Origin of the sequence: Morganella psychrotolerans (genome assembly GCF_001676155.1) — a bacterium.
Classification (GTDB): domain Bacteria; phylum Pseudomonadota; class Gammaproteobacteria; order Enterobacterales; family Enterobacteriaceae; genus Morganella; species Morganella psychrotolerans.
This window is the reverse complement of record NZ_LZEW01000001.1, coordinates 818,558-844,828: the sequence shown is the minus strand read 5'-3', so window position 1 is coordinate 844,828 and position 26,271 is coordinate 818,558. Positions and strand designations below refer to the sequence as shown.

19 protein-coding genes and 4 pseudogenes are annotated in these 26,271 nt (G+C 45.8%); 14 read left to right on the top strand and 9 right to left on the bottom strand.

What is annotated here, in order from left to right:
• The first annotated feature begins 36 nt into the window (after nt 1–36).
• Complete coding sequence (locus tag AYY16_RS04190) at nt 37–1,179, top strand: MFS transporter (protein WP_067362459.1); 1,143 nt, start codon at nt 37–39, stop codon at nt 1,177–1,179.
• A 7-nt stretch (nt 1,180–1,186) separates the two neighbouring features.
• Here the strand turns inward: AYY16_RS04190 and AYY16_RS04185 are convergent, their stop codons facing one another.
• Complete coding sequence (locus AYY16_RS04185) at nt 1,187–2,068, bottom strand: DMT family transporter (RefSeq protein ID WP_067362456.1); 882 nt, start codon at nt 2,066–2,068, stop codon at nt 1,187–1,189.
• Between the two features lie 89 nt (nt 2,069–2,157).
• Here AYY16_RS04185 and AYY16_RS04180 point away from each other — a divergent pair, with 89 nt between their 5' ends.
• Both AYY16_RS04180 and AYY16_RS04175 read left to right on the top strand, forming a co-directional pair.
• Complete coding sequence (locus tag AYY16_RS04180; RefSeq protein WP_067364665.1) at nt 2,158–3,495, top strand: aminotransferase-like domain-containing protein; 1,338 nt, start codon at nt 2,158–2,160, stop codon at nt 3,493–3,495.
• 214 nt (nt 3,496–3,709) lie between these two features.
• The gene (locus AYY16_RS04175) at nt 3,710–4,021 is read left to right on the top strand and encodes a cupin domain-containing protein (RefSeq protein WP_067362453.1); all 312 of its coding nucleotides are present in this window, start codon (nt 3,710–3,712) and stop codon (nt 4,019–4,021) included.
• A 124-nt stretch (nt 4,022–4,145) separates the two neighbouring features.
• Here the strand turns inward: AYY16_RS04175 and dhaT are convergent.
• Nucleotides 4,146–5,310: pseudogene (gene dhaT / locus AYY16_RS04170) on the bottom strand (1,3-propanediol dehydrogenase).
• 247 nt (nt 5,311–5,557) lie between these two features.
• Between dhaT and AYY16_RS04165 the strand changes: the two are divergent.
• Both AYY16_RS04165 and AYY16_RS04160 read left to right on the top strand, forming a co-directional pair.
• Nucleotides 5,558–6,371: pseudogene (locus tag AYY16_RS04165) on the top strand (AraC family transcriptional regulator).
• A 79-nt stretch (nt 6,372–6,450) separates the two neighbouring features.
• A pseudogene (locus AYY16_RS04160) lies at nt 6,451–6,814 on the top strand (cupin domain-containing protein).
• A gap of 482 nt (nt 6,815–7,296) precedes the next feature.
• Here the strand turns inward: AYY16_RS04160 and AYY16_RS04155 are convergent.
• The 5 genes and pseudogenes from AYY16_RS04155 to AYY16_RS04135 form a co-directional block, all read right to left on the bottom strand.
• On the bottom strand, nt 7,297–8,088 hold the full coding sequence (locus AYY16_RS04155) for a phosphotransferase (protein ID WP_067364662.1): 792 nt from the start codon (nt 8,086–8,088) through the stop codon (nt 7,297–7,299).
• Nucleotides 8,089–8,142: 54 nt separating this feature from the next.
• Nucleotides 8,143–9,519: a rhodanese-like domain-containing protein gene (locus AYY16_RS04150; protein ID WP_067362451.1), complete on the bottom strand. Its 1,377-nt coding sequence runs from the start codon at nt 9,517–9,519 to the stop codon at nt 8,143–8,145.
• 8 nt (nt 9,520–9,527) lie between these two features.
• On the bottom strand, nt 9,528–10,520 hold the full coding sequence (locus AYY16_RS04145; protein WP_067362448.1) for a YeeE/YedE family protein: 993 nt from the start codon (nt 10,518–10,520) through the stop codon (nt 9,528–9,530).
• 316 nt (nt 10,521–10,836) lie between these two features.
• Nucleotides 10,837–12,127: pseudogene (locus tag AYY16_RS04140) on the bottom strand (arsenic transporter).
• A gap of 84 nt (nt 12,128–12,211) precedes the next feature.
• On the bottom strand, nt 12,212–12,547 hold the full coding sequence (locus AYY16_RS04135) for a metalloregulator ArsR/SmtB family transcription factor (RefSeq protein WP_067362445.1): 336 nt from the start codon (nt 12,545–12,547) through the stop codon (nt 12,212–12,214).
• A gap of 231 nt (nt 12,548–12,778) precedes the next feature.
• On the opposite strand from AYY16_RS04135, the gene fic reads away from it, so the two are divergent.
• A complete protein-coding gene (gene fic, locus AYY16_RS04130) occupies nt 12,779–13,855 on the top strand; it encodes a protein adenylyltransferase Fic (RefSeq protein ID WP_067362442.1) in 1,077 nt (358 codons plus the stop codon).
• 62 nt (nt 13,856–13,917) lie between these two features.
• Nucleotides 13,918–14,196, top strand: a complete 279-nt coding sequence (locus AYY16_RS04125; protein WP_067362439.1) for a VF530 family protein — start codon at nt 13,918–13,920, stop codon at nt 14,194–14,196.
• A 23-nt stretch (nt 14,197–14,219) separates the two neighbouring features.
• Here the strand turns inward: AYY16_RS04125 and AYY16_RS04120 are convergent, their stop codons facing one another.
• Nucleotides 14,220–14,627 (bottom strand): bleomycin resistance protein, encoded by a 408-nt coding sequence (locus tag AYY16_RS04120; RefSeq protein ID WP_067362436.1) that lies wholly within the window; start codon nt 14,625–14,627, stop codon nt 14,220–14,222.
• A gap of 15 nt (nt 14,628–14,642) precedes the next feature.
• Complete coding sequence (locus AYY16_RS04115; RefSeq protein WP_067362433.1) at nt 14,643–15,803, bottom strand: ROK family transcriptional regulator; 1,161 nt, start codon at nt 15,801–15,803, stop codon at nt 14,643–14,645.
• A 364-nt stretch (nt 15,804–16,167) separates the two neighbouring features.
• Between AYY16_RS04115 and AYY16_RS04110 the strand changes: the two genes are divergently transcribed.
• The 7 genes from AYY16_RS04110 to AYY16_RS04085 all read left to right on the top strand — a co-directional run bounded on the left by AYY16_RS04110 (nt 16,168) and on the right by AYY16_RS04085 (nt 26,246).
• Nucleotides 16,168–17,658 carry a sodium:solute symporter family protein gene (locus AYY16_RS04110; RefSeq protein ID WP_067362430.1) on the top strand — a complete coding sequence of 497 codons (1,491 nt, stop codon included), beginning with the start codon at nt 16,168–16,170 and terminating at the stop codon, nt 17,656–17,658.
• A gap of 1 nt (nt 17,659) precedes the next feature.
• A complete protein-coding gene (locus AYY16_RS04105; protein ID WP_067362427.1) occupies nt 17,660–18,928 on the top strand; it encodes an AGE family epimerase/isomerase in 1,269 nt (422 codons plus the stop codon).
• Nucleotides 18,925–19,056, top strand: coding sequence for a hypothetical protein (locus AYY16_RS21385; RefSeq protein WP_263317256.1), 132 nt, complete (start codon nt 18,925–18,927; stop codon nt 19,054–19,056). Before AYY16_RS04105 ends, AYY16_RS21385 begins: the two co-directional genes overlap by 4 nt.
• Nucleotides 19,049–19,816: a glucosamine-6-phosphate deaminase gene (locus AYY16_RS04100; protein WP_067362424.1), complete on the top strand. Its 768-nt coding sequence runs from the start codon at nt 19,049–19,051 to the stop codon at nt 19,814–19,816. Before AYY16_RS21385 ends, AYY16_RS04100 begins: the two co-directional genes overlap by 8 nt.
• Nucleotides 19,817–19,819: 3 nt before the next feature.
• Nucleotides 19,820–20,986, top strand: a complete 1,167-nt coding sequence (locus tag AYY16_RS04095; protein ID WP_082970579.1) for an N-acetylglucosamine-6-phosphate deacetylase — start codon at nt 19,820–19,822, stop codon at nt 20,984–20,986.
• 231 nt (nt 20,987–21,217) lie between these two features.
• Entirely contained in the window at nt 21,218–23,704 is a 2,487-nt protein-coding gene (locus AYY16_RS04090; protein WP_067362421.1) for a heavy metal translocating P-type ATPase, read from the top strand.
• A gap of 394 nt (nt 23,705–24,098) precedes the next feature.
• Nucleotides 24,099–26,246 (top strand): TonB-dependent receptor plug domain-containing protein, encoded by a 2,148-nt coding sequence (locus tag AYY16_RS04085; RefSeq protein WP_067362418.1) that lies wholly within the window; start codon nt 24,099–24,101, stop codon nt 26,244–26,246.
• The last annotated feature ends 25 nt before the right edge of the window (nt 26,247–26,271 follow it).

The following is a 26,271-nucleotide window of genomic DNA, read 5'->3' as shown; positions in this document are numbered from 1 at the left end:
TTTTTCTGAAATATGTCAGCGCTGGAACCTTAGCTGATGGGAATATACCGTGCCGTTTTTGAAAAAAACAGCCGGGCTATTAACCTCTGTTTTTTACTTAATGCGATGGGTTCCGGATTACTGATGCCTCTGGCGTTGTTATACCTTGTCGGTACACATCTCAGCGCTAAAGAAATACTTTATTTAGGGACTGTAAAGTTTTGGTCATATTCACTGGCCTATTTTATAGTGATCCCGTCGGCAACACAGTTTGACAGTAAAAAAGTCATTATTTTTTCACTGATATTTAAATTAATATCACTTTCACTGTTATTTTATGATCAGTCATTTTATCTTTGCCTGATTGTCATGCTGACAAACGGCATTGCTACATCTTTTTTTTCGGTTGCATCAAAATATTATATTAAAGCCACAGCGAAAAATATGAGTGAAAGCTTTTCTGTACGTATGACACTCAACAATACAGGTGCGGCAATTTCACCGATGCTGATCAGTGCATTTGTCTATTTTTCCATGACATTTACCACTGCACTCCTGACACTGATCTTATTATTTATCATCGGTGTTTTATTCTCAACCGGATTGAAAATTTGTCCCGGGAAACCACGTCAGCCACATGGTACCATTACTATTTCTGACCTGATAAATAAAGATGTCGCGGTTATTTCAGTTATCAGTATTCTTTTCTCTATGTTGTACTACACTTTTGAAGTCATTGTTCCGCTGGAGTTGGTGCAATCAGATAACAAATCGCTTATCGGACCGGTGATGTTATTCAACACCGGTGTGATAATTATCGGGCAGATCCCCGTATACCGATATCTCACGGAAAAGTGCGGCATAGTAAATTCGATACTGATAGCAACCGGGCTTTGTATTCTGCTGTTTATTCCCTGGTTTTTCCAGCTGACGGGTCTGCCGGGACTGCTGTTAATTGTTATTGGTGTGACATTTCTGGAAATGTTTTACGGCGCAGGCATTGATACACTAATTACATCAGTGGACAGCGACCGGAACATCGCCATACTGGATGGTATTTCCGGCGTAGCCCTTGCCATTGGTGCCGCTGTTGCGGCTGTTATTTATGGCGACTCTGTTATGTTTATGCCGCTGGTCATAACCCTGTTTATGTTAACCATTGTTTTTAGTATTCAGTCAAAAAATAAATCACCTTCATAATAACTTATCAGGAAAATCGCTTTGAACCTGCCACGCAGGCAATAACGCCAACCGTTGATGCAATCATAACAAAGCTGACCGCCTCATTAAGTATCAAAGCAGAAAGGACCAATCCAAAGAACGGCTGTAACAGCTGTAGCTGACTGACGCCAGCAATACCGCCTTCAGCCAGCCCGCGATACCAAAAGAAAAAACCAATCAGCATACTGAATAACGCAATATAGATTAATCCGCCCCATGCCTGTGCCGGTATACCGCGTAATGTTTCCGGCCATAATGCAATACACAGAATGATCATCACCGGCAGGGAAATAACCAATGCCTGGCAAATCACCTGCCAACTACCGATATGACGGGAAAGGGCAGCGCCCTCCGCATACCCGAGCCCGCAAAGTAATACTGCCGCCAACATGTAGATATCGCCGGTCAGTGTACTTTCACCGCCCTGAAATAATGCAAATCCCATAACAAACACACTGCCCAGGACTGAAAAAAACCAAAAGGCAGGCTTCGGGCGTTCACTGCTGCGCAAAACACCAAACAATGCAGTCGCCAGAGGTAATAATCCGAGATAGACAATTGAATGAGCAGAACTGACATGCTCCAGGGCAAGAGCGGTCAATAACGGAAAACCTACAACAACGCCTGCCGCCACTATCAGTAATGACGGGATATATTTTGCAGCCGGCAAGCGTTGGCGCATGACCAGTAAAATTATCAGTGCAAAAATCCCGGCAATTGCTGCCCGTGACACTGTCAGAAAATCAGGTGCAAACCCGATAATACCGGCTTTTGTTGCGGGCAGGGAGCCGCTAAAGATCAGGACACCAATAAAGCCGTTGATCCAGCCACGCGCTGAGTGGGAAGTTGCCACTATTTCATTATCCATATCATACTCCGCTTAATAAGACCTTGTGATACCAGAGCCTAATACTGATAATCATGACAATCAAAAAAATTGTCATGGATACACTTCAAATGGCCGCACCACGTTATAAATGCTACGTCGATACAATCGCAGCCCGTATCCTGAGTGGTGAGCTACCTCCGGGGACTAAATTACCCGCACACAGAACATTTGCTGCTGATGAGAAGACCTCATTAGTGACAGCGTCACGGATATATAAAGAATTAATCAGTCTCGGGTTAGTCAGAGGGGAAACAGGGCGCGGAACATTTGTTCGTGATATCAGTTTGTTACCAACATTTAGTATTGAACAGGATGTCATGCCGGAAATGTATGATCTTAATTTTATTTATCCGGAAATTACAGGACAGGAAACACTGCTGCGCCGTTCATTACGTCAGTTATCCATGAGTGGTGATCTGGACAGTCTGTTGCATTATCAGCCTCACGCCGGACGGCGTCATGAACGCGTAATAACGGCACAACACCTGAAATTACGCGGATTTTCATCCGTTAATCCGGAAACGGTCGTTATAGTGAGTGGCGCACAACATGGTCTTGCCACCATTGTGCTGGGCATGTTCAGCCCGGGAGATGTTATTGCAACTGATGCCCTGACATACCCTGGTTTCAAGGCACTGGCACAAATGTATCATATTGATTTAGTAGCAATTCCTATTACAGAATCCGGCCCTGATTTAACGGCATTTGCTCAAATATGCGGACACCGGAAGATCCGTGGTTATTTCACCATGCCAACACTGCATAATCCGCTGGGTTGGGTGATGGATTTATCATCCCGTAAGGCATTGATTAACCTTGCAAGAAAGCATCAATTCTGGCTGATAGAAGATGGTTCATACTCTTTTTTGCAAAAAACGGCACCACCGCCATTGGCTGAGCTTGCACCGGATATCACATTTTATGTGACCGGATTTTCCAAAAATATTGCGACCGGCTTTCGTGTGGGATTGGTTGTTGCACCACCGGAACAGATTGCCAATCTTGAGCGCATCATCCGTATTACGACATGGAACACGCCTGCACTAACAACGGCGATTATCAGTGAATGGTTAGAGCAGGGGGATGCAGAAAAACTGGAGAAGAGAAAACGCCGTGATGCCAAAAACCGGCAAGATATTGTCCGCAGGATTTTTACTGATTTTCCCTATATCGCCCATCCGTGCAGCTATTTTTTATGGATCCCGCTGCCTCCCGGTGTCCGTTGCGATATCGTTATCAGCCATTTGCGGGATGCTAATATAGTCGTCAGTTCCGCTGAATCTTACGCCGTCACACGGGATATTCCGCAAGCTATCCGTGTCGCAATCAGTTCACTGACGTATGACGAACTGGAAATGGTACTGCAAACAATAAAACAGGCGATAGTCTATTTTATTGATTTTTAGTCTGAAAATAAAATTCAGGCTATAAGCAGGCTACATATATTTTTAAATGAGACATTACACAGGTTTCATTTGTTAAGTGCGGTTCTGATCATTTCCGGTATCTACTTTTGTTCAACTACCAGGAAATAGAATAGAAAAATTATTGATTCCGATTTGAAAAACTGCAAATATTAAATACAAAATAACTGATTGATAATTACAAAAAAATCACAAAATGAAAACATACAAAAGCAAAGACTTTACCGCAGACAAAGCCTGGCAGGCATTAGATATTGCTAATTTTGACGGCACAACAGTACGGTTGCATTGGACAGATAAAGCATACAAATGGCACGTTAATGACGGACAAGAAGTTTTCGCCGTCATGGATGGCACTGTAGAAATGCATTACAAAGAGAATGGCGAGACTAAGCAAGTTATCTTAAATGCCGGTGATATTCTTTATGCCGGTATCGGCTGTGAGCATGTTGCACATCCGGTGGGTGAAGCCAGAATACTGGTGATTGAAAAAGAGGGCTCCGTTTAGGGGGGGGGGATATAACCAGCTAAAGTGTCAGATTTCTCCATTAGCTACCTTGGTTCGCATAATGTTTACCGTATCGGCAATCAGCCCGCCGGCACAATGCCCCGGCGGGTGTTTTTCCCGGAACTCAGAATGCCTGACGGAAGATTTCAATAATCTCTTTTTCATTACCTTTGCGCGGGTTAGAAAACGCATTACCGTCTTTGAGTGCCATTTCAGCCATATACGGGAAATCAGACTCTTTCACACCCAATTCACTCAGATGCTGTGGAATTCCGATATCCGCAGAGAGACGCGCGATAGCGGCAATTGCCCGTTCAGCGGCATCCATCACAGATAATCCTGTAATATTTTCACCCATAAATTCAGCAATATCCGCGAATTTTTCCGGGTTGGCAATCAGGTTATAGCGTGCAACATGTGGCAGTAATACAGCATTAGCCACACCATGCGGCATATCATATAAGCCGCCCAGTTGATGCGCCATCGCATGCACATAACCAAGATTGGCATTATTAAATGCCATCCCGGCCAGAAGTGATCCATACGCCATATTTTCACGTGCTTTCAGATTAGTACCGAGTGCCACTGCCTGACGCAGGTTACGGGCAATCAGGCGGATTGCCTGGATAGCAGAGGCATCCGTTACCGGATTGGCGTCTTTGGAAATATACGCTTCAACCGCATGAGTCAGGGCATCCATACCGGTTGCGGCAGTCAGTGCCGCCGGTTTACCGATCATCAGCAGCGGATCGTTGATAGAGACAGAAGGGAGGTTACGCCAGCTGACGATAACGAATTTCACTTTGGTTTTTGTGTTGGTCAGTACGCAATGGCGCGTAACTTCACTGGCAGTACCGGCTGTTGTATTCACGGCAATAATTGGTGGCAGGGGGTTTGTCAGAGTTTCAATCCCGGCGTAACTATACAGATCGCCTTCATGTGTCGCCGCAATACCGATACCTTTACCGCAATCGTGCGGGCTGCCGCCGCCGACCGTAATTATCATATCGCACTGTTCCCGGCGGAACATCGCAAGACCTTCGAGCACATTGGTATCTTTCGGATTGGGCTCAGTGCCGTCAAACACGGCAACATCAATACCGGCTTCTTTCAGATAACCGATAGTTTTATCTACCGCGCCGTCTTTAATTGCCCGCAGGCCTTTGTCAGTCACCAGAAGAACTTTTTTACCACCCAGCAGTTTGCAGCGTTCACCGACAACAGAAATTGCGCCCGGACCAAAAAAAATTAACATTCGGTACCAGATAATCAAACATACGATAGCTCATGATAAACCTTCCAAGGATAAAATTATTATTCAGATAAATTAAAGTATTAATTTATTCTCACCCCATGGGTTATTAAGTCAATAGCAGGAAATAGTCTATGAGACGAATCGATTCAATTAATTTTGTTTCATTGATATAAGTCAACAAGCCATGCGGCCTTACAGCCTGATAAAGACTTTTTACTGAACAAAAGATTTATTGTATATAATACTGTTAATTACCTGTGGTTTGAGAGGAGAGTATCAGAATGCCGGGAAATGAAAAAGCAAAAGACTGGGTGAAGCTGGCTGAGCACTCAATGCAGATAGAACGTATAGAGGCTTTTTTTTTCTGGTCATGGTTATGAACCTCATCGCCACGACACCTATGCCATTGGGCGCACATTAGCTGGTGTACAAAGTTTTAATTATCGTAGTCAAAAACGTCATAGCTTGCCGGGAGGGACTGTAATATTACACCCCGATGAAGTGCATGATGGAAAGGCAGGGACACTGGATGGATTCCGGTATCGTATGTTATATATTAAGCCTTCTTTAGTTCAAAATATTCTTGGCGGTAAGCCGCTCCCCTTTATTCCTGATGGTATTTCTACTGATCCCAGGCTATCAACTGCAATTCAGCCCTTATTAAAAGCAATGGATATGCATTTTGAAATGATTGAAGAAGAAGATGCAATTTACGATCTTGTACAGATCCTCGCTGCTATCGGAGGACAAAGTCATCAACGACGGTCATTTGATTACAAAGCCGCAGAGCTTGCCCGGGAGTATATTCATTCACATTTTGATAATAATATTACACTAGATGAGCTTTCTTCAGTGAGTGGCAGGGAACGGTGGAGTTTGAGTCGGGATTTCCGCGTATTATTTGGAACAAGTCCATATAGATATATAACTATGCGACGATTGGAACGGTTTAAAGACTTGATATTAAAGCGTAAACATTTGGCAGATAGTGCTATCGAAGCTGGGTTTGCAGATCAGAGTCATGCAAACCGTCAATTTTTAAGTCATTTTGGTATTTCTCCCGGTCGATGGTTAAAATACATCCAAAATAACTGAGATATTAAGTTGCACGATCATTCAATAATTATTCAGCATTTCTTACTATGATGCTCCCTCATTTATAAGGAGCTCAATAATGTATCAACCCATCAATTTAAAAAAATAAATTATCCCTTGTTACTGAACAATGGCAACCTAAAGTGATTGCTGAAATGAATGACTATCAATTTAAGGTAGTCAAAATTCAGGGGGATTTTATCTGGCATACACATCCGGAGACAGACGAAGCATTTATTGTACTCGATGGTGTTTTACGGATTGATTTTCAAGATGAGCATGTGCAGCTGGTTGCAGGAGAAATGTATGTTGTTCCCCGGGGCATAGAGCATAAGACCAGTGCCGATATCGAAACTCATATTATGATAATTGAACCTTGTGGCATTCTAAATACAGGCCATGAAGGCGGAGAGCGTACTGCAAAAAGTGATATTCGGATTTAATCATTAAACACACACAGGGTCGAATAATATCGACCCCAATTAAAGCCTTTTTCTGAAGATTCATTAGGGCGTCATGATCCTGAAGATGACAAACCAGTAATTGGTATTCGGGGTTAAATGAAGGTAGGACTCAGTTTAGAGCCGAAAAAGAACCAACATGATTGAACCAGCCAGAACACTGGATTTCTCTATTTCATATTTAGGTTCGCATAATGTATATTATGTTAAATGACATATAGCAATGGAAATCAGGTATCCAGCCCCTATTGGACTTTCATTCAGAAGAAAATTATTTTACCCGCACTGGAAAAATTCGGGATTTCAGCTGATTGTCCGTGAATCCCATTTTTATGGACATCACCAATCACATCCGGAAAAAACCAGCGTAAATTCTCCCGTGCCTCTCAGAGCATGCTCATGTTCTATTCTGTCTCTTTCAATTCCAAACTCTCGTTCAGATATATGTACTTCGGGATGAACGATCAGTCCGCCATGATTATCCGATTTAGTTTTTCCTGGTGTCTTATGATCCAAGCTGCACTGCGAGCCCTCCACGATATCCCCCAAAGCGGATCAATCTCCTGGCTATCCATAGTCACTCGCGCTGTAATAGCTTCATTTGCAGCACTGAAAATCACAAAGTCTCTCACTTTTTCAATAAAACCAATTCGCTGAAAGCGTAGAACGCCATATCCATCAAGTAACATGCGCATTTGATGTGCACGAACCTCAACTGAAGGGAGTCCCTGCTTTTCAGCAATATCATCATCGACTAACTGAGCGTTTAGCCAACAGGCTTGTGCCAGTTCAATCAATGGGTCAACAGGCCCTGCCTCTTCCCAATCAATGAGCGCAAAGGGTAATTTATTACGGCAGACGATATTCCATGGCCCCGTATCACAATGACCTATCACCGAAGCTGTTCCCAAATTCCGACCGAACCATGGGTGCCATTGAGCGTTTTTTGGTGGCAAAAAAGAACTGGTCGCCTGATGCAACTCTTTCAGTATCTGTCCCAATAACGGTAGAGCCTCGTCTTTCCACGGCTGAGGATGAACAAAATCCCCTTCCAAAAATGAAACCATTTCCCGCCCTTCCGGATCGAATCCAGTACCGACGATCCTTGGTGAATATTTGAAGCCGACTTGCTCCAGATGTCTGAGAAGTGCAATGGTTGTCGCTGACCAGGGAGCAGGGATGCGGAAAACCACATCATCTTTCTTCGTTACTAAAGATCTCCCTCCCCCCTGAAGAATATTCTCGCTATTATTCACCACTTTTTACCTCTGATGGAAAAAATTCCGTGCCTGGATACTGATAATCCGGCATCAGCTTTTGCAGGATTGTCCCGGTTTTTTCACGATTTCACCAAAGTCATTCAGTGCATTTGGTTTGCTGATTTTGCTCTGTGCATTATCAAGCACCGGTAATTCCGGGTTCATTTGCCATGCATTCCAACCGCCATCATATATCTGACTGTTTTCCCAGCCCGCCATTTGCGTCATAAACCATGAGACACTTGCCCGCCATCCGGTTCCGCAATAGAACGCAACGTGATCTGAAGGCTCAATTCCCTGCATTTTCCAGAGTGCAAAAATCTCTTCCGGATTACGTAATGTGCCGTCGGGATCATAATAATCAGACATATCATTGGAATTCTTACCGCCAAATCCCCAGATAGCTCCTGCCGGTTCACCTTTACGCGGAATATAATCATAGCCGGTAATTTTCCCGGTATATTCATCCCATGTGCGGTTACTGATCAGTTTTAATCCGGATTTTTGTCCCTGAATAGCTTCAGCGGGCATGGAAATATTGACCTGTGGATTTGCCGGAATAAAAGCACCAAAATCAGAAACCGGCACAGGGATATTAACTGCGGTTTCTGTTGGTAATTCTGCATCAACCCAAACATTTAAACCGCCGTTAAGAAAACGGACATCTTCAACCCCTGCCCATTTCAGCGCCCACAATACCCGTAATGCCGCCATCTGATTTTCAGAATAGACTATGACCGGGGTATCTTTGCGGATACTATTTTTCAGTAAATTATTTTTAATAACGTCAGGTTCAGATAAATTCCATACAGGTGCATTTTCAATCCAGTCCGTATTAAAATGATAGGCACCTTTAATATGGGTGGAATAGGATTTGGATTGTTCCGCAGCGCCCCATGAAACTTCAAATATCACCGGTTTTTTATCACTGGTATAACTTTCCGGCTTTTCACCGTTAAGTACGGCGTTAACCCATCCGGGTGAAACACTCATCCAGTAATTCGGGTATTTTTCCATCGGATAATCTAAATTTGCATAGTTAATAAACTCTTTAAATGCCAGTACATTATAGCCTTTGGCGGCAAATTCAGCGGTTACTCTGTCCAGGTCATCCGGATTACTGTCATAGAAAACCAGCGTTTTTTCTTTGGTTATTCCCTTTTCGGCAACAAAATTATTGAATTTATTTTCATCAATAAAGTCCAGCCAACCGGTGGTAAATTGCATAGCACCTTTTATATGACCACCGCGGGTTGCATCTTTATCTTTAAAACCAAAATACAGGCTGTCCGGACGGGTATCTATAATAAGGTAATCCGGGTTATCCAGGTTTTTTGATAACTCATCAACACTGATATCTTTTACGACGGTCTGGTCACAGCCCGACAGCAGCGCTGATAATAATAAGATTGTTAATTTTCCTTTCATATATATTCCTATATTCTGCACTGTGATGGTCTGATGAAATAACTGGTGATCCAGACACCCGCCATAATCGTCAGTGTTGAAATCCAACCCTGCCAGGAGAAATACGCGGTAGCTACCAGTGAATTAGTTACAGTACATCCGCCGGCAAGTGTTGCCCCTATTCCCATTACTATGCCGCCGGTTAACCGTTTCACAACCGTTTTTCCGTCCGGTGGTAATGTTAAGGCAAACTCCCCGCGTATTTTAGCGCTGATCATTGAACCGGCAAAAATACCGATAACAAATAACATTCCCCAATTGAAATAACGCTGCTGACCTGTCACTAAATACTGAATGACATTGGCGGAAGGCACAGAAATACCAAAGCCAAAGTTGCGTCCGCTTTCCGCACTGAAAAGCCAGGCAATAATACCGAGGATACCAATAAGCACGGCGGTAAGGTTAAGGGGTAATCGCTTAAATTTGCCCAACGGGGGCGGAGAATAACGGGGATGACGATGCTGATAAATCAGTAATCCGATAGTGACAATAATTAATACTGCAACCAGAAACCACGGAGAGATATTCAGTGTTTTATAGATAGTGTCAGCTTGTGCCGGATGTATTAATAATGGCTCAATCCAATGTTTTAAACTGCCTTTCCAGGCTGACGCCATAGTGACGACAAATGAAAATAAGGCAATCCATGTTCCTGTCAGCCCTTCACCGGACCGGAACCAGGCACCACTACCGCAGCATCCCGCTAATACCATGCCAACCCCGAATAAAAAACCGCCGATAATAGTGGCGGTCACCGGCAGAGTTCCTTCCGGAATGGTCAGTAATCCCATTGATTGCAGGGTAAAAAATCCGGTAGCCTGAATAGAAACCGCAATCAGCAGCGCGGTGAGAAAACGGGTGTTTTTCTGATAAACAATATTCCTGAAACCGGAAACAAAGCAAAATTGCCCTGATTGTAAAAGCCCGCCGAAGAGCATGCCGATGAATAAGCCGCTAATCATGAGCAGACTCCCTTAAAAGCGCAGTGAACCACATAAACATTCCTCAATATACCCTATTCATTCAAACGACAGGTTTATTGGCGTTACTACGCCTGCCTGCATCCTGAATAACATCGGGTATAGTTATCTTAAATAAAATCATAAAAACCGGTAACCGCGCTTTAGATTATATCCTGAGCGCGATGTTCCGGTTCTTTTCTGATTTTCTTATGATAACGCTTAAACAATGAGATTGAATCTTATTAACTTGTCCTGTATCAATTTACGGAAGAAAAAAAATGCAAATGGGTGAAATATTATACTCATGCTATCTCTCTTAATTCAGGACAGACAAACGAAGCGCCAGCGCGACCAATGTGACGGTTAACACAGGAATGGTCATGATAATGCCGGTTCTGAAGTAATAGCCCCATGTAATGGTGATATTTTTTTTGTGATAAAACATGAAGCCATAACAGTGTCGCCAAGCTGCCTATTGGTGTAATTTTAGGTCCTAAATCTGCACCAATCACATTGGCATACATCATTGCCTGCTGTATTAATCCACTTGCCTCACTTCCTTCAATTGATAATGCGCCAATTAATACTGTCGGCATATTGTTCATTACGGAGGATAGAAAAGCGGTGATAAACCCTGTACCTAATGTGGCCGCCCAAAGACCAATACCTGAAAGGTAATTCAATATGTCTGAAAGATAATTCGTCAGGCCTGCATTTTTTAAACCATAAACAACCAGATACATTCCCAGTGAAAAAATAACTATTTGCCATGGTGCGCCGCGTAATACGGTTGCGGTATTAATCACCTTCCCGGCTGATGCAATGACATAAAGTATTAACGCACCCGTTGCCGCAATGGCGCTGACAGGAATACCTAATGGCTCTAATACAAAAAAGCCGATCAATAACAGCAGTAATACACACCATCCGGCTTTAAACGTTGCCGGGTCTTTAATTGCCGATGCCGGGCTATTCAGCTTTGATACGGTATAGTGCTGAGGAATATCTTTGCGGAAAAACCAATGTAACATCACCAGTGTTGCTATAATTGCTGCAATATCAACGGGGATCATTACAGAGGCATACTCGTTAAAGCTGATATTAAAGAAATCAGCAGAAACGATATTAACCAGGTTAGAGACAATCAGCGGGAGACTTGCTGTATCCGCTATAAACCCGGCCGCCATAACAAATGCCAGTGTTGTGCCTTTACTGAAACCTAATGCGAGCAACATGGCAATCACAATCGGCGTCAGAATTAATGCCGCCCCATCATTGGCAAACAGAGCGGCAACGGATGCGCCCAACAAAATAATATAAGTAAATAATAAGCGCCCTTTTCCGCCGCCCCATTTAGCCACATGCAGTGCTGCCCATTCAAAAAAACCACTTTCATCCAGAAGTAAACTGATGATAATAACCGCAACAAATGTCGCAGTCGCATTCCAGACAATATTCCAGACAACCGGGATATCCTGAAAACTGATAACTCCGGATATCAGTGCCAATATTGCGCCAATAGTTGCGCTCCATCCGATACCAAGTCCTTTGGGTTGCCAGATAACAAAGGTGATAGTCAGAATAAAAATAAATGATGCAATGAGCATGCGTTGCCTCTTTTGAAATATGAGGGACTGTTAGTCGTCACGATTTCATATATGAATTATCAGATGCGTATGTTTAAATTTTTTTTAACCGATACAATTGCCGGCAGAGGATTTGTTTTTTATCGGACTCAGTAGTCCGGATACTCTGCTTTGTTCGGTGATATAAACCTGGTCTATAATTTGTTTTATCCAGGGTAATAATGCGGGAGATAACCGGTAATGAACCCATTTCCCGTGTTTAGAATCCAGTAAAATTCCGGCTTCACGTAACATAGCCAGATGGCGGGATGTTTTTGGCTGAGAGAGGTTTAATGCCGTATAAATATCACAGACACACAATTCACCTGATGCCTTTAAAAGCAAAATAATATTCAATCGTGTTTCGTCACTGAGTATTTTGAATAGCTGTAATGGTTCCATACCCTCTCCTTTGTTATCTGTCAGCCAATGTATATCACCACGTCATATTCGTCAAAACATATGTATTAATAAAACAGCAATACGTTCTGTTCACCGGCATACCTTTATCACATCGACACATATCAGTGATATGTCGATAAAAGTGGATTTTTCGTACATATAGTACGTGACATGTTTATGCTATCAACATAGTATGGTCATATGTCGATAAAAAATAGGTTTTGTAAACATATGACTCATGATCCGAAAGTCCCTTACAACGCGCTCCCGGCACTGCCGCCGGATTTGGATCTTATTGAAACACGAAAAATACTCAAAGCGTGCATCACTGCACGTGCGGCGGTTGCTGAACTGAAAACGGCAGGAGAACTGATTCCTGATCCTGCCCTGCTGATCAATATTCTGCCGTTGCTGGAAGCAAAAGATTCTTCCCGTATTGAAAATATCGTTACCACCAGCGATCAATTATTTCAGTATGCCGGTCACGAAGAGAATGCTGACCCCGCAACTAAAGAAGCATTACGCTACCGCACTGCGTTGCATAATGGTTTTGCACAGTTAAACACATTTCCGCTGTGTACTAATACCGCAATAAAGATTTGTACAACGCTGAGATCTATTCAGACGGATATCCGCAAAACGCCGGGAACCGTATTAAGCGACCAATACGCAAATGTGATATATACCCCGCCGTCAGGCGAAACTGTTATCCGGGATTTGCTGACAAACTGGGAGATATTCCTGCACGCGGAAGATGATATTGACCCTTTGATTAAAATGGCAATATTGCACTATCAGTTTGAATGTATTCATCCGTTTCCCGATGGTAACGGGCGAACCGGGCGGATACTGAATATTTTATATCTGATTCAGACGGACATACTGTCATTACCTATTCTCTATCTGTCGCGTTTCATTCTGGAAAACCGGGATAAATACTACACATTATTACGCGGAGTGACAGAGAACCATGATTGGGAGTCATGGATACTCTTTATGCTGGAAGCCGCTGAAAACACAGCAAAATGGACATCCCGGAAAATAGCCGTTATCCGCAGGCTAATAGAAGAGATTACCGGATACGTACGGGAAAAATTACCTAAAATTTATACTCATGAGTTAATTCAGGTTCTTTTTGTGCAACCTTATTGCCGGATAGAGAATCTTGTTGAGCGGGGTGTGGCAAAACGTCAGACGGCCTCTGCTTACCTGAAACAACTGGTTGAAATAGGCGTGCTGGAAGAAATGCAGTCCGGGCGGGAAAAACTGTACCTTAATACACGCCTGTTACAGGAATTAAACCGGTAATCTGTGTTAAACTCCGGCTGTTTCCCTATTTTTGATATCTGATATAACAGGACACTTTATTCATGACAGCGAATACGCCTAAAGACCCTTTGCACGGCGTCACACTTGAAATGCAGGTTAATGCACTCGTTGCCAGATATGGCTGGGTCAAACTGTCTCAAATTATTAAGATAAATTGTTTTAAAAGTGACCCGAGCGTGAAGTCGAGTCTGAAATTTTTGCGCAGAACCCCCTGGGCCCGTGCAGAAGTTGAAGCGCTGTATCTTGATTCACGGGATGAGGATATTCAGGAAGAAGAGACGCATCCGGGATTCAATCCCTGGACCAAAACTATCGAATAAATATTATCCGGTTTTTCTGCTGCTCAGTGATTAATAACCTGAACCAGGCGTAATAAATATCCGTCCGGATCCTGAACAAGGAATTGGCGTTGTACCCGTTCAGTATTATTGACCTGATATACCCTTTCCTGTGGTCCGGAAAATAAAGGATAATGATTTTTTTCTAATGCGGATAAAATCATATCCTGGTGTTCAACATCAATCTGAAAATTAACTCCGCGCCCGAAAGGAGGAACCAATGGTGCTGTTACCCATTGATCTTCCTGGTGCTCCTCCAGCATAAACTGAACCCCGTTTAAATCCAGATAGACGAAACGTTCTTCAGTGCGTTCATATAAAATCGTAAAACCAAGAATGCCGACCCAAAACGCGAGGCTTTTCTCTAAATGACTGACAATAAGTTCCGGGACATTTTTATTTCTGTAAATCATGTGTTTTCATCAGCCTCATAATACTGCGCAATCATCCTGACAATATTTCGTCACTAATTTTTCAAAAAATGGTGAGAGTGCGCCATTCATTTCATTAGTAAACGATTTATGGTTAATGGTGAAGATAACATTTTGTTCAAAATAGTCCGGTACGCGTTGGTTAAATCCGTCAATAATCCCGTTAAATAAGGCATCATTGTGTGTAAACGGACCAGAAAAAATAATCACATCAGGGAAAAGAATAAAATAAATATTGGCAAGAACACGGCTCCAGGTGCTGACCGCATTATTCAGACAAGGTAATACAGTAATATCGGCATCTTTGAGTGCTTTTGCGGCTGCCCGCTCATTACTTAAATCCCCGGGTAATGCCTCATTCAATGTCCCGCGTAACGCAGAAAGTGACAACATTTGCTCAATTGTCCGGTCATCTCCCTGTGTCAGTTGCCCCAGCTCGCCGAATAATCCCTGCTGATTGGCATTAATTTGCTGTTTTGAATAACTTGCCGCACCTATCCCTTCCCCCCAGTGAACATAGAGAACCCGTTTTGTTGCCAGGTCATGATTTTCCAGGATAAATGCATTTAATTCCGCCTGCAAATTTTTGACCAGGCATACCGGAATTGCAAATTCTGTCTCCAGCAAAGAGAGATTGGTATGGCGCGCTTTTGGCCAGCGATTAGTGTAAAGCCAGTGGCTCAGCTTCGCATCAATGACCCCGGGCAGAGAAATAATAATTCCCTGAATACAGGTATCCGACAGGCAATTATTCAGTAACTGACTGATCAGTTTCCGCAGGCACGTCAGCAATACCTCACTGCCGACATTGTCGTCGGGTAACGACTGATTCAGTGAGGAAAGCACGATCCCTCTGATATCCACCAGCGAGGCAATAATATTACGGGCATCAATACAGATAAAAATAGCGGTCAGTTGCCTGAGGTTCGGAATAATACCCACTTCCGGTCGTCCGGGTCCGGGCTGGTGATTAATAGTATCGTCAATGATAAGTCCGCTCTGAATCATTTCACCGATCAGTTGTGTCACGGTCGCCGGGCGCAGATTGTTACGTATTGCCAGCCCTTTGCGGGTCACGATTTCCTGATCTTTATATCCGGATAAAATCTGCCGGAACAGATGCTGCCTGCGTTCTGACGAAAGAGAGGTTTTCACCATAGTTGTTTATTTTTCCGGATAAAGGATAGGGAACACTCTGATTTTCAGCTATCTACCCGATATGTCAAGAGTATCCGGTGCCATTATCCTATGTGTATCACACATCATTGTCATATAAATTCCGTCTTTTTTTTCTTTGTCCGAAGGTTAATTTGTGAGTCAGATCGTATTAATAACACACAGTGGAATTAAATATATTTACAGTCTGCGTAATTAATGTACATTCCGGATAAGAAGTACCCTGATATCTCTGTAACGCTCTGCTGTTTTTATGACTCTTTATCATTTTCTATAGCTCTTTCAGTACCGCAACCAACGTATTTCCTGATGATGTTGATAAAAATAACGACAAGGAATCAATAAGATGCAAATGCTGGATTGGATAACACTCTCACTTTTCTTCGTGATTATGATAGGTATCGGCCTGAATGCTTACCGCCGGGTGAAAGGTACAAACGATTTTTATGTTGCCGGCGGCGGGCTGCCCTGGTGGCTGGCCGGGATTTCGCATCATGTGTCCGGGTATTCAGGTGTGGTGTTTACCGGTTATGCCGCCCTTGCCTATGCGTCCGGCTTTAACCTGTATGTGTGGTGGGCGCTGAACGTGACTATCGCGTGCCTGCTTGGTGCCTGGCTTATCGTGCCCCGCTGGGCGCGGCTGCGTAATGCATTACAGGTGCAGTCACCGACTGAATACCTGAAAATCCGTTATGATATTAAAACCCAGCAGTTGATCGCCTGGCTCGGTGTGTTACTGAAATTACTGGATACCGCCGGAAAATATGCGGCAATCGGTGTGCTGTTCTACGGTTTCACGGGGCTCCCGGTTATTTACGGTGTGCTGATTTCCGGTACTGTTGCGATGATTTATGTCACTGTCGGCGGGCTGTGGGCGGATACCATGAATGATTTCTTCCAGTTCCTGGTTGGTATCGCGGCAGGTGTGATTATGTTTTTTATCGTGCAGTCACAATTGGGCGATATCGGCACTAACTATCTGGATATGTGGGATAAACTTCCGGCGGGTAACAGTGACTGGTTTAATGGTCAGTACAGTCCGTTGTTCTTTGCCAGCTTCGCATTTGTCTGTTTCCTCAGTTATAACGGCGGCACCTGGAACCTCGCCTCCCGTTTTATCGCTTCACCGGATGGCAAACAAGCCCGCCGCGCTATGATGCTTTCCGCCTCACTTTATCTTGTCTGGCCGTTGATCCTGTTTGCGCCTATGTGGGCTGCCCCGCTGCTTCTCCCTGATGTGCCGCATTCAGAACAGACTCAGATTTATTCGATGCTGACACTGAAATATTTACCGGCCGGGTTTGTCGGGGTGATCCTCGCATCCATGTTTGCCGCAACACTCTCGATGGTGGCATCTGATGCTAATGCCATCAGTTCTGTGCTCTCGCGGGATATTCTGCCGCTGATCTCAAAAAGAGTGAAACGGGCTAATGGTGAAACACCACTCTGGATGGCACGGGTTGTCACATTCACCTTTACACTCTGCACCATGATCCTGGCTCTGAATCAGGAGCATTTCGGCGGCATTATCGGACTTATCGTCGTGTGGTTCGGCGGATTAATTGGTCCGGCCTCTATCCCGATGGTATTAGGTCTTCTGCCGTTCTATAAGCATTGCGGACCTAAAATTGCCATCAGCTCCATGTTGATAGGTCTGGCTGTTTTTGCCGGGACCAAACTGTTTGTAACGGCACCATCAATGGCGCTGTCAGTCGGCGGACCGGTCTTCTGCTCCCTGGTGTTCTTCACGCTGGCAGCCATTATCGCCCGCAGAAACCCGGTAAAACCGGAAGTGGAAGAACTTATGCACAAACTGAGCCGCGACGGGGAACATTAAGATGGGGTTATCACCGCAACAGCGCGAACAGTGCCGTACTCTGTGGCAACAGGAACTCGAACACAATATTCTGCCGTTCTGGCAGCAGGCGGTTGACACGGATTATGGCGGCGTTTTTACGTGTTTTAGTAATGACGGCGCAACACGCCTGAGTGAGAATAAATTTACCTGGTCACAAGGTCGTTTCCTCTGGAATGAGAGCCGCCAGGCTGCCCTTATCCGCAGCGGGCTGTGTCAGGGGGATGCGGTTCCCCTGCTCGCACACGCAAAACAGACGGCAGATTTTCTGCTCGCGCATGCGTTTCTGGATAACGGGCACTGTGCCTTTTTGCTGGGTAGCACCGGTAATAAGTTGGAAATGACCCCGGGAGAGGGTTACGACACCTCATTTTATGCCGATTGCTTTATCGTGATCGGGCTGTGTGAATATGCGTTTGTGTCCGGCGAAAGTGAGTATTTTGAGCGCGCACTTAATTTATATGACACTATTTTTCAGCGGTTACAGACCGGGTGCGTCCGCAGTGATCCGTATCCCGCACCGCCGGGTTTTGAACCTTATGCGTATGAAATGATTATGCTCGGCACGGTCAGCGAATTACTGCGTTACGCCCTGCGGTATCAGCACTCGGCTCTTTCCCGGCTGACGGCGCTTACCCGTCGTAGTCTGGCGCGGATTTTTACTGAACTGCACGAACCGGACACGCTTATCCCGCGGGAAATGAACGTGTCACCGGAACATAGTGATACCCTGCTCGCCCGCCATAAAACACCGGGGCATACCCTGGAAAATATGTGGTTTTGCTTCCATGCCGCGCAATTGCTCGGGGAAACAGAGAAATACCTGCCTGCTATCCGGAAAATTGTATCGCTGATGTGGCATACGGGCTGGGATAAAAAAGAAGGCGGGCTGTTCCGTTATGTACAGGCGGACGGCTCTGAGCCTGCCGGACGCCTGCTGGGAAATGACCCGTATGAAAAACTGATTCAGGACACATGGGACACCAAAATCTGGTGGGTTCACTCAGAAGCGCTTTATACCCTGCTGCTGATGGCAGATCAGACCGATGACCCGGAATTTTACGCCCTGTATCAGCAGACCGCTGATTATGTCCTCAAAACATTTCCGAATCATGAATACGGTGAATGGACGCAGATCCGCGATCGCTCGGGGCAGCCGCTGAATAAAGTGGTCGCATTGCCGGTAAAAGATCCGTTTCACATCATGCGCAATCTGCAACTGATTGTCGCACTGTGCGGACAATCATCATGACAACAGAAATGACTCCCGGCACCAGTAAAACTGATATCACGCCACCGTTGCCGGTCATGCCCGGCGGATTTGAATACCGCTTTAAAGAGGCTGCTATGCACCTGTCAGAGGAACATATTAATGTCTGATACACCCATTACCACAGGTCAGAAAGGTAAGTTACAGTACGCCGTTTATGCAGATCGCAATGCCATGGGTCGCGCTGCCGCAGAAAAAGCCCGCGACATCATCCTTGCCTGCCAGGCGTCACAACCTGCGGTACGCATTGTTTTTGCCTCCGCACCATCACAGAATGAATTTTTACAGCATCTGCAATCATTTCGTGAAATAGACTGGTCAAAAGTAACCGCATTTCACATGGATGAATATATCGGGTTGCCGCCGGGCGCACCGCAGGCATTCAGCCACTATATTCAGGCGCATTTGTTTGATGCGGTCAAGCCCGCCGCCACCTGTTTTATCCGCGCCCATGCGACGGACAGCGAAGCCGAGTGCCGCCGCTACAGTGCGTTACTCAACGCCGCGCCTATTGATTTGGTTTGCCTCGGTGTCGGGGAAAATGGTCATATTGCGTTTAATGACCCGTGGGTGGCTGACTTTAATGATCCGGCAGTGGTTAAACGGGTGCAGCTTGATGAACAGTGCCGTCAGCAACAGGTTAATGACGGCTGCTTTGCCCGGACTGATGATGTGCCGCTTTATGCCCTGACACTGACAATCCCCGCGCTTTTCAGCGCCCGCCACATGGTGTGTGTGGTGCCTGCTGCAACGAAACGCCGGGCTGTCTGCGCGATGATAAACGACACTATCAGCGAAGATTTACCCGCTACTATTCTTCGCCGCCACAACAGTGCATTTTTTATATCTCGATCCGGATTCGGGGGCTGATTTATGCTGAACAGCACAGAAAAACGCATTGAGGGAAAAACGCTGAAGGGTGATGCTATTGTCATCACCATGGCAAATGGACATATAGACAGCATCAGCCCCCTGAATACCGCACACTCGGACGATCTGCCGTTTGTCGCCGCAGGATTAGTTGATTTACAGGTTAACGGCTATGCGGGAACCGATTACAACACCCTGCCGCTGCATCAGGATGATGTCCGCCACAGCTATGGCATGCTTTATCAGAAAGGCGTGACCAGCCTCTGTCCGACCATTATCACCAACAGTGATGACGGTATCTCCTCTCTTATGGCGGATTTCGCCGGTTTCTGTGCCGCAGACCCGCAGATCCGCGCATCAACTGCCGGAATTCATCTGGAAGGTCCGTTTATCTCACCGGTCAGCGGACCGCGCGGCGCGCATGATAAAGCCTGTGTTCAGGACTGTGATGCAGAAAAAGTGAAAAAATGGCATACGCTTTCCCGCGGATTACTGCGCATTCTGACGCTCTCTCCTGAACGGGAGGACGGACTGGCGGAGACAATCGGTTTTTGTGTACAAAACGGGATCCGGGTTTCCATCGGGCACACTATCGCAACACCCGCGCAGATCCGTCTGGCAACAGAACTGGGCGCCACAATGTCCACTCATCTGGGCAATGGTTGCGGGCTGCATATGCACCGCCACAATAATCCGATCTGGGCACAGTTAGCAGAAGATGATTTATGGTGCGGCATTATTGCTGATGGTTTTCATCTTCCGCCTGCATTGATCCGTGTATTTATGCGCGCCAAACAAGGAAAAATCCTGCTGACCAGTGATACCACCGCATTCGGCGGCATGGCACCAGGCTGTTATCACACGCATATCGGCGGTGATGTGGTACTGACAGAGCAAGGCCGCCTGCACCTCGCGGCGAACGAAGAGCTGCTGGCAGGCTCTGCACAATCTGTACTGGAATGTATTAATTTTCTGATCCGCAGCGGGCTGTGTGACGCGGCGCAGGCGTGGAAATATGCCTCTGAGCACCCCGCCCGTTTCCTCGGTTTATCCGGCAAAGGTGCGCTTTCTGCCGGAAAACAGGCTGATATCGTGGTGCTGGACAGTCAGGACAGCACACTGCGGGTTCTTGAAACCTATCTTCACGGGGAGGCGGTTTACCGCGCATAACGATGACAATAGCGATATCAATGGCAATGCCGACATCCGCAGAGACTGTTCACGGGGGCGATGCATGGAATGCACAGTTTACCGGGAAATTCAGCCACCGGATCAGGTGGCTGTGACAGTAAACTAAGTAAAAACACCTCTCTGCGAAAAAAATAACAGATAACGCTTGACCCTCCCCTAAAGGGAAAGGTTAAGCTTCTTATCAGACAATTTATTCCAGAGGGAAAAACCATGAATACAACTCCATCCTCATCTTCATCATCCGGACGGCTGAGCTTATCCGTTGAAGGCATGACCTGCGCATCCTGTGTTGGTCGCGTTGAAAAAGCACTGAAAACCGTTCCGGGTGTCAATAATGCCATTGTTAACCTGGCAACGGAGCGGGCAGATATTACCTTTGCCGGTGATATCGATGCGCCTGCGGCTATCCGTGCCATTGAAGGCGCAGGGTATAACGTCACAATGGAAACCACAGAATTTGCCATTGAAGAAATGACCTGTGCATCCTGCGTCGGGCGCGTTGAAAAAGCGCTGGCAAATGTCCCGGGTGTTTCCGAGGCAACCGTAAACCTGGCAACAGAGCGCGCCCGGGTGCGTCACACTGCGGAGGTAACATTTGCTGACCTGGATGCGGCGGTCACACAAGCGGGCTATAAAGCCCGGCGTTTGTCTGACAGCGGAACAACCGCAAATGATCAGGCAGAGATCCGCCGGGAAAAAGAAGACCGTTCATTGCGCCGCGCACTTCTGACAGCCGCTGTTTTCACCCTGCCCGTTTTTATCATTGAAATGGGCTCACACTTTATTCCGGGCGTACACGGCTGGGTTACAAATACACTCGGGCAACAGCTGAACTGGTATATTCAGTTCGTGCTCGCCACCATCGTGTTATTTGGTCCCGGAATGCGTTTTTACCGCAAAGGATTTCCGGCATTGCTGCGCGGCGCACCGGATATGAACTCACTGGTTGCGGTGGGTACCGCAGCGGCATATCTCTTTTCCGTTGTATCCACCTTTATTCCGCAGATTTTACCGGCGGGAACCGCCAATATTTATTATGAAGCAGCCGTCGTGATAGTGACACTGATCCTGCTCGGACGTACCCTGGAAGCTCGTGCCAAAGGAAAAACATCACAGGCAATCAAACGCCTGGTCGGGCTTCAGCCGAAAACGGCACGGGTATTGCGTGACGGAAAAACAGTTGAAATCGCACTCAGTGACGTAATGACTGACGATATTGTTCTTGTGCGCCCCGGGGAGAAAATTCCGGTTGACGGCGAGGTAACTGAAGGTGCTTCTTATGTCGATGAGAGCATGATCACCGGTGAACCGGTTCCGGTGTCAAAAGAAACCGGCTCACAAGTCGTCGGCGGAACCATTAATAAAACCGGTGCATTCAGCTTTCGCGTCACTAAAATTGGTGCGAATACAGTACTGGCGCAAATCATCCGGTTAGTCGAAGAAGCACAGGGCTCGAAATTACCTATCCAGGCGATGGTTGATAAAATCACCATGTGGTTTGTTCCGGCGGTTATGGCAGGCGCGTTAATCACCTTCCTCATCTGGTTATTTGTCGGGCCGGACCCGGCACTGGCATTCGCGCTGATTAATGCAGTGGCTGTTCTGATCATTGCCTGCCCGTGTGCAATGGGACTGGCGACACCGACCTCCATTATGGTGGGAACCGGTCGCGCCGCTGAGATGGGAATTTTGTTCCGCAAAGGGGAAGCATTACAGGCACTGCGCGATGTCAGCGTGGTTGCGCTTGATAAAACCGGTACCCTGACCAAAGGTCGCCCTGAACTGACCGACCTCGTACCGGCGGATGGGTTTGAATACAATGAAGTGCTTGCCCTGGTGGCTGCCATTGAAACCCGCTCAGAACACCCTATTGCAGAGGCAATTGTGGTGGCAGCAGAGGAACAAGGACTGACACTGGCACCAATCGGGAATTTCGCCGCCGTACCGGGCTTTGGTGTTTCTGCTGATGTCGGCGGGCGCACGGTTTCTGTCGGCGCAGACCGGTTTATGACTCAGCTGGGTCTGGATATCAGCCGTTTATTACCCGACGCTAAGCGTCTTGGTGAACAAGGTAAAAGTCCGCTTTATGCCGCAATTGACGGAAAGCTGGCAGCGATTATTGCAGTGGCTGACCCGATTAAAGACACAACACCGGAAGCTATCCGCACCCTGCATGCTCTGGGGCTGAAAGTTGCAATGATCACCGGTGACAATGCAGCAACAGCAGCGGCAATCGCCAAACAACTGGGTATTGATGAAGTGGCGGCGGAAGTTCTGCCTGACGGCAAAGTGGCAGCACTGAAGAAATTCCGCAGTAATGGTGCGAAAGTGGCATTTGTCGGTGATGGTATTAACGATGCGCCGGCACTTGCCGAAGCCGATGTTGGTCTTGCTATCGGAACCGGAACTGATGTGGCAATTGAAGCGGCAGATGTGGTGCTGATGTCAGGCGATTTACGCGGTGTTGGTGATGCGATTGCATTAAGCCGGGCGACAATCCGTAACATCAAACAGAATCTGTTCTGGGCGTTCGCGTACAACGCCCTGCTCATCCCTGTTGCGGCGGGTCTGTTGTATCCGGTCAACGGAACATTATTGTCCCCGATGATCGCCGCAGCCGCAATGGCGCTCTCCAGTGTCTTTGTTCTGGCTAATGCGTTACGCCTGAAACGTTTTCAGGTCCCTGTCAAAAACTGATTTATTATGATGCGTTATTCCGCCGTGTAATCAACTGCACGGTGGAATGTTATAAAAATATACCCAACGTCATTCAGGATGCTGCCAACGAACCTGCGGTTTGAATGAATAAGGATATAGATGTATTTATTTTGTTAATACCCTGCTGATTAAAGACACATCTTCATACCTTTTTATAATTCCTGCCCGTGATTGTAACAGATTGATTTCAATTACCTTGACCACTCTCACCCTTTGCATTTTTACTTTTATTTTTAGTAACTTAGCCTGTTGTTTTTTTGTAGAATGATAATGCCTATCATTTATGGGTGATATTATTTATTACAGGGAAACCTTCCGGATATTACCGGTTGATATTTTAGTTATGCCATAAATAAAAATAATGAGTTTTAAGATGAAAATAGACGGCAGGAAAATAGTACTTCTTTCATTAATTATATCGTATTCACAAATAGCAGTAGGTGCAGAAAATAACAGCAAATCAGATCCGGCAAATGACACCATTGTCGTTACCGCATCCGGACGTGAAGAGCAGCAACGCAAATCGACAGTGACCACGCAGGTTATTGACAGCGAACAGATAGAGCGCGCTCACGCAACCAGTCTGACGGATTTATTAGCACAAAACAGTGTTGGTTTTTTCAGTGAATGGAGCCCCGGGCAAACATCCGTGAATATCCGTGGTGCCGCAACTGATGGTCAGGGAAAAGATTTTGCCGGTCAGATTTTAGTGCTGGTAAACGGACGCCGTGCCGGTACCGCGAATTTATCCAAATTATCACCTAAAGATGTCAGCCGGATTGAAATTATCAGAGGTCCCTCTTCTGTTATTTATGGTTCGCAGGCAATGGGCGGGGTAATTAATATTTTCCTGAAAAACGGATTAACCGATGAAGGCGGGAAATTATCGGTTGAAACCGGTTCATGGGGATTAGCCCAAACCTACGGTGGCTACGGTTTTCAAAATGATAATGGCGATATATACGGCTACTTTGGTTTTGAAGCCGGTCGCCGGGATGACTACCATTCAGGTAAAGGCGGACATAAACAGGAAAATACAAACTGGGAACGGTTTGGTTTAAGCGGAAATGTAGGCTGGAAAATAGACGAAAATAACCTGGTGGACTTATCACTGAGGACAGATGGTATTTATGACGGCGGTTTTCGCGGGTCAACCGGAAATATCTATGCCAAAGATACCCGTTATAACCGTTCTGCGGATCTGGTCTGGAAAAACGGCAATAATGACAGTATCGTCAGCATGAATACCCATGCTTATTTTATTCAGGATGTGGATAATTTCAGATGGGCATCGCCGTTAACGGCAAAAACCAGCAGTGATCATAACCGTCGTGCATTAGATATTTATGGTATTAAATTTCAGCCGATCATTAAAATTCATGAACAGAATGACCTGTTATTAGGTGTTGATTATGAGCACAGCCGTTTACGCTCTGAGCGTCATCAGGTCAGTGTGAGCGGAAAACCAATTAAACAATCCGCGCCTTACGATAATAACCAGACCGAAAACCTGTATGCATTTTATTTTGATGACAAACAGAGCTTATTTGATGACAGTTGGATAATCCGCGGCGGGATGCGTTATACCTATGGTAAAACAGACTTTGATAAAACGCCGCATCTGGACAATCAATTTACCGGCAGCACATCCTATAATAAATTAACCTGGAGTCTGGGGACAAACTATCAGGTGAATGAGTGGCTGAACCTGAAGTCATCTCTGGCAACCGGATACCGCGCTCCGACCGCAACACAATTAGGTGCTGATTATACAACTCTGTCCGGCGCACAATATTTAGGCAACAACACGCTGAATGCAGAAAGTAACCGGCAGATTGAAGTCGGCGCTATTATTGGTGACTCTCTCCATTCCGTTGATATTTCTCTGTTTCAGAACACTATTCAGGACAGAATACAGACAGATGTTATTTCACCGAACGTATATCAGTATGCAAACAGTGAAAATGATATTGTTGTGCGCGGGCTGGAAATAAACAGCCGCACCGCCGTTAATTCATTAATGAACTGGCAGACGGACTGGGATTGGGTATTACGGTTTAACGGCAGCTGGAACTTCGATATGGAAGATAAAGGTGCACAAATAACCGCGACCAATAATAGTACAAAAGTACAGCGGATGTATCAGTATCAGGGTGCCGTGATTAATGACCTGTATTTTGCCAATGGTCAGTATCCGTGGAGTATTCAGCTTCAGGGCATTTTGCGCGGACCAATGTGGTATAAAACCGAAGAAGGCATTATTCCGGAAGTCCGCCCTTATACCTCTTATGTTATGCGTAAATCCCCGTTTATGGTCTGGAATTTACATGCTGATGTTGATATCAGCCCGTCCCTGACATTTTATGGTCGTATAGATAACATTCTGAATAAAAACGAACATCCGGTATTTTTCGCGCTGGATGAAGACCCGTATATTATGTTGCCGTCCAAATCCAACGGTAGTTTGGGAACATCCATGCCGGGGCGTTCCTTTATTGCCGGTGTGTCTTACCGGTTTTAACAGATAATATACCCGACGTCATTCA